12 protein-coding genes are annotated in these 10,535 nt (G+C 69.3%); 6 read left to right on the plus strand and 6 right to left on the minus strand.

Translation table 11 applies throughout. The features are described 5' to 3' along the window. Positions 1-74 precede the first annotated feature (74 nt). The 4 genes from BEP68_RS04895 to BEP68_RS04910 are packed head-to-tail and all read left to right on the plus strand — an operon-like array spanning position 75 to position 3,039. The gene (locus BEP68_RS04895) at positions 75-842 is read left to right on the plus strand and encodes a general stress protein (protein ID WP_230100666.1); all 768 of its coding nucleotides are present in this window, start codon (positions 75-77) and stop codon (positions 840-842) included. Beyond that, the gene (locus tag BEP68_RS04900; RefSeq protein ID WP_187249393.1) at positions 842-1,621 is read left to right on the plus strand and encodes a DUF4870 domain-containing protein; all 780 of its coding nucleotides are present in this window, start codon (positions 842-844) and stop codon (positions 1,619-1,621) included. The genes BEP68_RS04895 and BEP68_RS04900 overlap by 1 nt, the downstream gene beginning before the upstream one ends. After that, a complete protein-coding gene (locus BEP68_RS04905) occupies positions 1,621-2,271 on the plus strand; it encodes an alpha/beta family hydrolase (RefSeq protein ID WP_187249394.1) in 651 nt (216 codons plus the stop codon). The genes BEP68_RS04900 and BEP68_RS04905 overlap by 1 nt, the downstream gene beginning before the upstream one ends. A gap of 12 nt (positions 2,272-2,283) precedes the next feature. After that, positions 2,284-3,039 (plus strand): metallophosphoesterase family protein, encoded by a 756-nt coding sequence (locus tag BEP68_RS04910; protein ID WP_187249395.1) that lies wholly within the window; start codon positions 2,284-2,286, stop codon positions 3,037-3,039. 4 nt (positions 3,040-3,043) lie between these two features. Here the strand turns inward: BEP68_RS04910 and BEP68_RS04915 are convergent, their stop codons facing one another. From BEP68_RS04915 to BEP68_RS04925, 3 genes are read right to left on the minus strand one after another with little or no spacing between them, the layout of a single operon-like run. Continuing rightward, on the minus strand, positions 3,044-3,934 hold the full coding sequence (locus tag BEP68_RS04915) for a phosphotransferase (protein ID WP_187249396.1): 891 nt from the start codon (positions 3,932-3,934) through the stop codon (positions 3,044-3,046). A gap of 8 nt (positions 3,935-3,942) precedes the next feature. Then, a complete protein-coding gene (locus BEP68_RS04920; RefSeq protein ID WP_072591008.1) occupies positions 3,943-5,364 on the minus strand; it encodes an aminopeptidase P family protein in 1,422 nt (473 codons plus the stop codon). Positions 5,365-5,401: 37 nt separating this feature from the next. Continuing rightward, complete coding sequence (locus BEP68_RS04925) at positions 5,402-6,421, minus strand: endonuclease/exonuclease/phosphatase family protein (RefSeq protein WP_187249397.1); 1,020 nt, start codon at positions 6,419-6,421, stop codon at positions 5,402-5,404. Between the two features lie 88 nt (positions 6,422-6,509). Here BEP68_RS04925 and BEP68_RS04930 point away from each other — a divergent pair, with 88 nt between their 5' ends. Next, positions 6,510-7,385 carry a PHP domain-containing protein gene (locus tag BEP68_RS04930; RefSeq protein WP_187249398.1) on the plus strand — a complete coding sequence of 292 codons (876 nt, stop codon included), beginning with the start codon at positions 6,510-6,512 and terminating at the stop codon, positions 7,383-7,385. A 73-nt stretch (positions 7,386-7,458) separates the two neighbouring features. Here the strand turns inward: BEP68_RS04930 and BEP68_RS04935 are convergent, their stop codons facing one another. After that, a complete protein-coding gene (locus BEP68_RS04935; protein ID WP_053095593.1) occupies positions 7,459-8,982 on the minus strand; it encodes a DEAD/DEAH box helicase in 1,524 nt (507 codons plus the stop codon). Positions 8,983-9,149: 167 nt separating this feature from the next. On the opposite strand from BEP68_RS04935, the gene BEP68_RS04940 reads away from it, so the two are divergent. After that, positions 9,150-9,863, plus strand: a complete 714-nt coding sequence (locus BEP68_RS04940; protein ID WP_187249399.1) for a ferritin-like fold-containing protein — start codon at positions 9,150-9,152, stop codon at positions 9,861-9,863. 22 nt (positions 9,864-9,885) lie between these two features. Here BEP68_RS04940 and BEP68_RS04945 read toward each other — a convergent pair whose 3' ends face one another. Both BEP68_RS04945 and BEP68_RS18350 read right to left on the minus strand, forming a co-directional pair. Continuing rightward, a complete protein-coding gene (locus tag BEP68_RS04945; RefSeq protein WP_187249400.1) occupies positions 9,886-10,173 on the minus strand; it encodes a hypothetical protein in 288 nt (95 codons plus the stop codon). A gap of 7 nt (positions 10,174-10,180) precedes the next feature. Then, positions 10,181-10,405 (minus strand): DUF3107 domain-containing protein, encoded by a 225-nt coding sequence (locus tag BEP68_RS18350; protein WP_053095596.1) that lies wholly within the window; start codon positions 10,403-10,405, stop codon positions 10,181-10,183. Positions 10,406-10,535: the final 130 nt, after the last annotated feature.

Consider the following 10,535-nt stretch of genomic DNA (forward strand, 5'->3'; position numbering starts at 1 on the left):
GGGGTGGCCCCCGGCGGCACCGCTGCACGACACACTCCCGGCCCTGTCACCACAAGGCATGGAACAATGGCGGGATGAGCATGCTGAACCGTCCAGCCGACAGCCGCGATGAGGGCGAGATCGTCGCCTCCACACGCGATTACGAAGGCGCCCAGAAGACGGTGTCGAAACTGATCGCCCAGGAGGTGCCCGCCCGGGACATCGCGATCATCGGACAGAGCGTCCGGACGGTCGAGCGCATCACCGGGCGTCTGGGCTATGCAGCAGCCGCCCGATCGGGAGCGATCAACGGCGTGCTCATCGGTCTCTTCCTCTCTGCGATCCTCGTGATCGGCAACCCGGAGGTTCCGATCCAGCTGTTCGTCGGATTCGTCTTCATCGGCGTCGCACTCGGGATGCTTCTGAGCCTCGTCACGTATGCGATCGTGCGGCGACGCCGCGACTTCGCGAGCGTCACGCAGTTCGCGGCCGATCACTACGAGGTCCGCGTCCAGGCCGCTTCGCTCGCGAAGGCCCGTCTCGCCCTGGGTGCGGCCACGCCGGCACCGGCGCGGGCACCGGTGAACCTCGACGAGCCGCCGCGGTACGGCGAGCGCATCACCCCCGGCGCGCACGAACCGGCCGGACAGCCGACGACCACGACACAGCCGACGCCCGAAGAGCCGACGCCCGGAGCCGATCCGACTCCCGGCAGCGAGCCGACACCGCCGCTGGGCGGCGGTGAGACTCCGCCTGCAGAGCCGGCCGTCCCGCCGAGGCCCGCGGATCCGGAGCCGCCGTCTCCCGCGGCGCCCGGGACCGGTGGCGCGGGGGTTCCTCCGAAGTCTGCGGAGCCCGCCTGATGTCAGACGCACCCCGCGATCCGTCGACCCCGTCCGAGCGATCGGCGCAGCCCGCACCGCCGCCCGTGCCTCCCGTTCCGCCCTTCCCTGACGGGCAGCAGCCCGCGGCGCCGGCCCGTCCGCTGAACCCGTACGCCCCGCCGCCGGCGCCCGGCTCAGCCCCGCAGCAGTCGCACGGCTACGCACCGCCACAGGGCTCCGCGTACGCACCGCCGCAGGGCTCCGGGTACGCACCGCCGCAGGCCCCGGGGTATTCGGCACCCCAGGCCCCGGGGTATGCGCCGCCTCAGGCGCCGGGCTACGCGCCGCAGCAATCGGCACCGGGCTACGCGCCGACGGCCTACCCCGTACAGGGGTACCCCGTCGGCGCCTACCCTGCGGCCGTCCCCCCGCGGGGTCTGCTTCCGTGGGCACTGGGCCTGCTGATCCTCATCCCGTTCCCGTTCGTCGGCGGACTCGCGTCCGGACTCGCCATGGCCGTGAGCGGCGGGGCGTCCCGTCGATACGGCGGGGTCGCGCGTGAGAACGCTCGCGCTGCGCTGAACTGGGGGCTGACGTACCTTCTGGTCTCCACGGTGCTCCTGGTCACGCACTTCGTGCTGCTGTTCGCGCTGACCTCCGATTCGCCGACCACCGGCTTCTACCCGCTCGGCATCCCCATCACGCTCTATTTCGCGCTCTCGGTGCTGCACGTCGTGCTCGTGATCGTGGGCATGGTGCGTGCGTCGAGCGGCAAGGTCATGCGCGTGCCGTTCGCCATCCCGTACCTGCGGGCCTGATGATCGAGATCCCTGTCGAGCTGCCCTCCGGGGTGACGACGGTCTCTGCCGACTGGGCGCCCGGCGACAACGGCGCGACAGTCCTGATCGCCCACGGCGCCGGTGCGGGCAAGGACCATCCATTCCTCGTGGGATTCTCGGATGCGCTCTCGGACCGGGGATTCTCCACCCTGCGGTTCAACTTCCCCTACGTGGAGCAGGGGCGCAGGATGCCGGGGCCTGCGGCGCACGCGATCGCGACGTGGAACGCGGCGGCGGCCTTCGCGCGCGATCTCGACGCGGAGGCCGCCATCTGGGCCACAGGCAAGTCCTACGGCGGACGCATGGCATCGATGGCCGTGGCCGAGGGACTGGCGGTCGACGGTCTCGTCTACCTCGGCTACCCGCTGCACGCTCCGGGCAGACCGGAGAAGCCGAGAGCCGACCACCTGCCGGCGGTCGCTGCGCCGCAGCTGTTCGTCGAGGGTACGAACGACCCCTTCATCCAACCTCTGACACAGTTCGATGACGTCGTCTCCACGTGTCAGGACGCCCGCGTCGTCTGGATCGAGGGTGGCGGTCACACCTTCGAGGTGAAGGGGCGCAAGCGTGCGGCATCCGACATCGGCGCGTCGCTCGCGCCGATCGTCGCGGAGTTCGTCCGGCCCTGACAGCATGGCAGGGTGAGTCTCGAACGCATCGCCCTGATCTCCGATGTCCACGGAAACCCGACCGCTCTCGAGGCGGTGCTCGCCGACATCCATCGCCGGGGCATCGCCCGCATCGTCAACCTCGGAGACACGGCGGGCAAGGGACCACGAGGCGAGGACGCCGTGCGGCGCTGCCGCGACGTGTGCGAGGTGAACGTCCGCGGCAACTGGGACGACTTCCTGCCGACCATCCCCGACGACGGGCCGTCCGAGATGCTGTGGTGGCGAGATGAGCTGTCGGCGTCGAGCAGGGCGTGGCTCCGGTCGCTTCCGCTGAGTGTCGATCTGGTCCTCAGCGGTCATCGGATCCGCCTGTTCCACGCGTCGGCGCAGAGCCCGCACGTCCGCGTGCACTTCGCCCACACGCCCGAGCAGTTCTCCGCGATGTTCGAGGCGACGGAGATGACCGGCGACGGCGCGCTGCCCGATGTGGTGGGCTACGCCGACATCCACGACGCCTACATCGAATCGAACGACGGACGTACGCTGTTCAACGTCGGAAGCGTCGGGAACCCGCTCGACACACCCGTTCCGTCCTACGTGATCCTCGAAGGAGGACAGTCGGCGGACGATCCCTTCGGGATCCAGTTCGTGCGCGTGCCCTACGACGTCGAGGCCGAGATCGCCGTCGCCGAATCGCTCGACATGCCGACCGCCGATGTCTGGGCCGTCGAGCTCCGCACTGCCGTATATCGAGGGCGGCAGGCATCGCAGACGGCGACGCCATGATCGCTCAGAGGTTCGCGAGGTCCGGATCGTCGAGCAGACGCCTCATCGTCGACCGTCCCAGACCGCTCATGGCGGGGTTCGAGGACTCGTAGTACCAGACGAGGCCCATCGCCTGCTGCAGCGCCCAGGCTGCTCCTCGCTGCCACTCGCTGTCGGAGACGCGCAGACGGTCACGCACGACGGACCGCCCCCGAGCGTCGAACAGATGCCACGCGGCGACGAGATCGAGCGCAGGGTCGGCAGGGCCGAAGCCCCCGCCGTCGAGGACACCGACGAGACGATCGTCGGCCACCAGCAGGTTGAACGGCGTGAGGTCCCGGTGGCTCATGACGTCCGCACCCTCGCGGGGCGCGTCGCGCAGCGAGCTCCAGAGTCGATCCACGCGATCAGGATCGACCTGGTGCGCGCTGCGCTCGATGCAGAGCGCGACCCACTCGTCGTGGTCGCGGAGAACACCACCGCGGCCGCGCCCGTCGAACTTCCGTCCGCGGGTCTCGGCCGACCGCAGCGCAGCGATCAGCCCGGAGACGTCCGAGACGAGCGACTCCGACGATGCGTGGCCGGCGGGGGTCGCGGCGACACCCGCCAACCAGGTCTGGATCGACCAGGCAGACGGATGCTCCTCGGTCGCCGCGGCGAGTCCGACAGGCCGCGTCGCCGGCACGACGCAGACGTCGGCGAGCTCAGCCATCGCCGCGGCCTCGGCGCCGAGGACATCGCGCGATTCTGCGACGAGCGGGAACCGTGCCGCGAGGTCGTCGCCGATCCGGAAGATCGTGTTCACCGTGCCCGTCGAGCGGACGCGCTCGATCGGCAGGTGGGCGAGCTCGGGGAACGTCTGCGCGATCAGCCGCGCAGCGCGATCGTCCGTGAGTGCGAGCTCGCCCTCGTGCATCCGTGAGGTCAGTGCTGGACTCGTGCGATCCAGGCTTCGACCTCGTCCGCCGTGCGCGGGATGTCCGCCGAGAGGTTCACCGGGCCGTCCTCGGTCATCAGGATGTCGTCCTCGATTCGCACACCGATACCCCGGTACTCCTCGGGAACGGTGAGGTCGTCGATCTGGAAGTAGAGGCCGGGTTCGATCGTGAAGACCATTCCCGGGGCGAGGATGCCGTCGTAGTACATCTCCCGCCGGGCCTGCGCGCAGTCATGGACGTCGATGCCGAGGTGGTGCGATGTGCCGTGCACCATGTAGCGGCGGTGCTGCCCGCCGGTGTCGCCGTCCAGCGCCTCCTGCGCGGTCACGGGGAGCATTCCCCACTCGGCGACGCGCGCGGCGATGACGCGCATGGCCGCCTCGTGGACCTCGCGGAAGCGCACCCCGATGCGAGCCGCGGCGAACGCGGCATCAGCGGCCTCGCGCACCGTCTCGTACACCCGGCGCTGGACCTCGGTGAAGGTTCCGGAGACGGGGAGCGTGCGGGTGATGTCCGCGGTGTACAGGCTGTCCGCTTCGACGCCCGCGTCGACGAGGATGAGGTCTCCCGGCACAACCGTGCCGTCGTTGCGGGTCCAGTGCAGGTAGCAGGCATGGGGACCCGATGCGGCGATCGTGTCGTAGCCCTCGCCGTTGCCGTCCTCGCGCGCGCGGCGGTGGAAGACGCCCTCGACGACGCGCTCGCCGCGAGCATGAGCGATCGCGTCGGGAAGCGAACGGATGACGTCCTCGAATCCCTGCGCGGTGATGTCCACCGCTCGGCGCATCTCGGCGATCTCGTACTCGTCCTTCACGAGCCGCAGCTCCGAGACGAAGCGGGTGAGGTCGTCGTCCTCGTCGAGCACGAGCTCTCCCTCGGCGGCCGAGAACCTCTCGAGGTGGTCGGTCGCGATGTCGAGGTCTGCCGCGACGCCGGCGAGAGACGGGCGAGGGCCGATCCAGAATTCACCGACCGTGGCGTCCGCATAGAACTCCGTGGTGGTGCGATCGGCGCGCTCCCGGAAGTACAGCGTCACATCGTGGCCGGACTCGGCCGGCTCGAACACGAGGATCGAGTCGGGCTCGGCATCCGAAGCCCATCCCGTGAGGTGTGCGAAGGCCGAATGCGCACGGTACGGGTAGTCGGTGTCGTTGCTGCGCTGCTTGAGCGAGCCGGCAGGGATGACGAGTCGCTTGCCGGGGAAGGCAGCGGACAGGGCGGCGCGACGCACGGCGGCGAACGGCGCCTGCGCTCGCGGCGCGGGGATCGACTCGGGGCGCTCCGCCCATCCGGTCGAGATCGTGTCGAGGAATCCGCGGGGGAAGGGCTGCTTCCGATTCGTGGTGGTCGTCTCGGCGGGAGTCTCGGTCGTGGGCTCTGCGATCGTGTCGCGCTCAGCGGTGCTCATCCCTCCAGTCTGTCACCTGAGCGACGGCCACGGCATGTCAGCCTGCGGGTTCGAGCTGCACCACGAGACCGCGGTGGTCGCTTCCCGAGCCGCCGATCACGACGGAACCCGTCGTGGACCAGCTCGGCGACGCCATGACGTGGTCGATCGGGGTGCTCAGCAGCGCCGGCAGCGAGCTCGGCCATGTGCCGCTGAATCCGTTGCCGGAGCGGCTCGCGCCGTCGCGGCAGTACCCCATGTCGCCGCCGTCGACGCCGAGCCCCGCCATGTGGTCGATCGTCGCGTTGAAGTCACCCGCGAGGATGAAGTTCCCCTCGGGGCACTGGTCGGCGATCCAGCGCAGGTCGCTCTGCCACTGCGCCATGTCCTCCATCCGGGGCGCGACGGCGTGCACCGCGACGATCGTCGGACCCTCGCCATCGACCGGCATCAGCACCGCGCTGGGCACCGAGCCGGTGTTGTTGGAGCCGTCCTCGGACGACTCGATCACGGAGTACTCGCCGAGGTCGGGGGAGACGAGGACGGTCGTGTGCCAGGACTTGGGGCCGTCGACGACGTCGGGCTTGAACTGCACATGGTGCACCCACATGGGGTGATCCTGATCGCGAAGCAGCACGGCGATCTGCTCGCCCACCTCTTCGGTGGTCTCGGGCAATGCGACGACGTCAGCGCCACGCTCGAGGATCTCCCGCGCGATCTCCTCGGCGGACACCTCGTCGCCGGCGGTGTTCCAGGTGAGCACCCGGATGCTCGAATCGGTGGCGGCGGGGAGCGTGTCCGCGCCGAACCCGCGCATGAAGCCGATGGCTCCCGTCGCACCGGCGCCGAGCAGGGCGACGATCAGCACGGATGCCGCGAAGCCGCGCAACGGCTTCGCGAACAGGAGCAGCAGCGAAACGGCCGCGACGAGGAGGAATGCCGCCAGGACCACGCCGCGGGCGGCGACGATCTGCGCGAACGGATAGGTCTGCTCGAGATGGAAGAACTGCGGCCAGACGACGACGGCCGTCGCGATCGCGAGCAGCACGGTGACGAGGATCCCCAGTAGTCGAAACATCCTCTTCAGCCTAGAAGTCCTCTCTGTGAAGTCCCTAGAGCGACAGGCGTGCGCGGCCGACGTCCACGGTCGTCGGTACGCTCGGAGCATGGCCACCGCTCGATCCCGCCGTTTCGCCGGTCCGTCCGACCTGCACATGCACTCGAACCACTCGGACGGAACGGAGTCGCCCGGCGATGTCGTGCGCCAGGCACACCGGTTCGGGGTGCGCACGATGGCGCTGACCGATCACGATCGCACGACGGGGTGGGACGAGGCGGCGGCGGCGACGGCCGAGCTCGGGATGACGTTCATCCCCGGCATGGAACTCTCCGCGAAACACGAGTGGCGCAGTGTGCACGTGCTGGGCTACCTCTTCGATCCGCTCGACGAGGCGCTCGGATCCGAGACCGATCGCATCAGAGGCGACCGGATCGGTCGTGCCGAGCGGATCGTCCGCAGCATCGGTCGTGACTACGACCTCGACTGGGACGATGTCCTCGCCCAGACCACTCTCGACGCGACGGTCGGCCGTCCGCACATCGCCGATGCCCTTGTGGCCCGCGGAATCGTGCGCGACCGCACCGAGGCGTTCGACGGGATTCTGCACCCCAGAGAGGGTTACTACGAGCCCCACTACGCGCCCGACCCGCTCACGGCAGTGCGTCTGATCACCGAAGCCGGAGGGGTGGCGATCATCGCGCACCCTGCCACGATCGGCCGCGACCACATGATGCCGGTGCCGTTCATCGAGCAGCTCATCGCCGCAGGCCTGGGCGGTTTCGAGATCGATCATCGGGAGAACACCGCGGCAGGCCGGAAGACGCTGCACGCGATCGCCGCGAAGCACGATCTCATCGTCACCGGCTCGAGCGACTATCACGGCACCGGGAAACCCAATCTGCCGGGCGAGAACACCACATCCGACGAGATGGTGGAGCGACTGATCGAGCGCGCGACCGGCTCCGCGCCCCGCTACGCCTGACGCCGGGACGGCAGAGGGGCGGATGCCGCAGCTGCAGCATCCGCCCCTCTGTGAGTCCCTGAGGTGGAGTCGATCAGGCTCCGACGACCGGAGCCGCTCCCGCGCCGCCCGAACCCCCGCGGCGACGACGGCGACGACGGGCCGGGGCCGGCTTGCCGTCGTGGTGCTCCTTGCCTGCGCCGTCGTGGGTGCCGGCGCCCTCGGCGCCGCGGTCCGCTGACGGCGAGGACTGAGAGTCTCCGGGTGATGCGTCGGCAGCGCCCTCGGCGAACGTCGAGCCCACCGGGGTCGAGCCGCCCCGACGACGCCGACGACGGCGGGTGCCGCCCTCATCCGTGCCCTCGGCCGCGGCATCGGCCGCACGCTCGGGGCGCGGTGCGCGCTCGGTCTTCACCGACTGGGTCTTGGGAGCCGAGACGAGACGGCCCTTGGTGCCTGCGGGGATGTCGAGGTCACTGAACAGGTGCGGGCTCGAGGAGTAGGTCTCGACCGGGTCGGGCTGCCCGAATTCGAGGGCGCGGTTGATCAGCGCCCACTTGTGCAGGTCCTCCCAGTCGACGAAGGTCACGGCGATGCCGGTCTTGCCCGCACGGCCGGTGCGACCGGCGCGGTGCAGGTACGTCTTGTCCTCGTCGGGGATGGTGTGGTTGATGACGTGCGTGACATCGTCGACGTCGATGCCGCGGGCGGCGACATCGGTCGCGACGAGGACGTCGCGCTTGCCGGCCTTGAACGCGGCCATCGACCGCTCGCGCTGGTCCTGTCCCATGTCGCCGTGCACGCCGCCGACGTTGAAGCCGCGGTCGCTGAGCTCGTCGACGAGGCGCTGCGCGGCGCGCTTGGTACGGGTGAAGATCACCGTCTTGCCGCGACCCTCCGCCTGGAGGATGCGGGCGATGATCTCGTCCTTGTCGAGCGAGTGGGCGCGGTACACCAGGTGCTTGATGTTCGCCTGCGTGAGACCCTCGTCGGGGTCGGTCGCGCGGATGTGGATCGGGTTCGTCATGAACCGACGAGCCAGCGCGACGATCGGTCCGGGCATGGTCGCGGAGAACAGCTGGGTGTGACGGACGGCCGGGACCTTCTGGAAGATCTTCTCGATGTCCGCGAGGAATCCGAGGTCGAGCATCTTGTCGGCCTCGTCGAGCACGACCTCGGTCGCGTTGGAGAGGTCGAGCAGACGCTGGCCGGCGAGGTCGATCAGGCGACCGGGCGTGCCGACGACGATCTGGGCGCCCGCCTTGAGCTGGTCGATCTGGCCCTCGTATGCCTTGCCGCCGTAGATCGCGACGACGCTGGTGGAGCGGTTGCTCGTCAACAGGTCGATGTCCTCGTACACCTGCACCGCGAGCTCGCGCGTCGGCACCACGATGAGCGCCTTGACGCCGTGCTCGGGGTCGAGGCCGAGCCGCTGCACCACGGGGATGCCGAAGCCGAACGTCTTGCCTGTTCCGGTCTTGGCCTGGCCGATGATGTCCTGGCCCGGAAGGCCGAGGGGGATGGTCTGCTCCTGGATCGGGAATGCGTCGACGATGCCCTTGGAGGCGAGAGCGTCGATGATGTCCTGATCGATTCCGAGATCAGCGAAGGTTGTCAATGTTCAGATGCCTGTCCGGCGACCTGCGAGGATCGCCATGTTCACGGATCCACGCCGTCTCTTGTGCCACAGGCGCGGGCCCCGCTCCGACGGCGGGGACAGGGACAGCCTACCCGAGGGGGTGGCGACGCCCGGGAATATCGCGTCCCCCGGGTAGTGTGAACCCCGTGGTGAACTGGTTCTGGAAGCGTAGGACGCCCCGGCGCACGATGACGTTGCGCAGTCGGGGCGATCAAGGAGCGGCGACGCGGGTCGACTTCGCCGAACTCGCGCCGGAGCTGCCGCGATTCCTGGGACAGGCGGCGTACCTCCAGCTGGGGTACTTCGAGACGCTCACGCGGCTGATCAGGGCGACTCCGGAGCTCTCCGAGAAGGAGGCGCTCTCCCGGGCAGCCGGTGCTGCGCTCACCAAGCATCGGGCGATAGTCGAACTCATCGCGGAGCGCGGAGACGATCCGACGCAGCTCATGCTCCCGTTCCGGGAGAACCTCGACGCCTTCCGGCGCAAGACCATCGGCGCGCGTCCGCGGGAGACTCTCCTCGCCGTCTACATCACGGCAGGGATGCTCGACGACTTCTACTTCGCACTCGCCTCGAGCTACGGCGACACGGGGGAGAGGGTCGCGGAGATCCTCTCCGAGGACGATGCGCGACACGAGATCGTCGCCATCATCCAGGAGACGATCGACGGCGACGGCGAGTGGCGGTCGCTGCTCTCGATGTGGGCGCGCCGGCTCGTGGGGGACACGATCCTGGTGTGCCGGTCGGCGCTGCGTCAGCCCGAGCTCGTCGCGATGAGCGAGGACCGCGTCGAATTGGTCTACACCGAGCTGATGGGCGCGCACGCACGCCGCATGGATGCGATGGGCCTCGCGTCCTAGTCGACGGACCCGGCCGACGGCATCAGATGCCGAGTGCCGCCTTGGCCGCGGCATCGCTGCGTCGGCGCGACGCGACGATCGCGACGGTGACGACTGCCGCGATGCCGACGGAGCCCACGACGCTCGCGAGCCATAGCCAGATGCTGTCCTCGCCCACGCCGAGCCACTGCAGGCCGGTGTAGACGACGGCCGCGAGGGCCGTGGCGACAGCGGGGGTGAGAGCGACCCCGCGCAACTCCCGCCCACCGATCATGTAGTGGGCCGCGATGCCGAGCGCGCACGCCCCGACGAGAGCGAGGAGGATGTACATCGTGGGGTCAGGCGAAGAAGCCGACGCGACGAGACTCCTCGGTGCCGAGCTCGATGTACGCGAGGTTCGCGGTCGGAACCAGGTAGGAGTTGCCCTTGACATCGGCGAAGCTCAGGTGAGAAGTGTTCTGCTCGAGAGCCGAGGAGACCTGCGTGCGGACCTCGTCCGCGCTCGATGCGGTCTCGAAGCTGAGCTCACGGCCGGTGTTGATGATGCCGATGCGGATTTCCACGCGTACTCCTGTTTTCCAGTCGACGATGCTGTGGTCGAGTCGACCTCGGAGGTCGACGACTGAGCCCAACTCTACCGGGCGGCGAGGTGACGGGATCCGCGGATCGGGCCGGTTTCGCCCTGAGCGCACA

The organism is Microbacterium sp. 4-7, assembly GCF_014332665.1.
Taxonomy (GTDB): domain Bacteria; phylum Actinomycetota; class Actinomycetes; order Actinomycetales; family Microbacteriaceae; genus Microbacterium.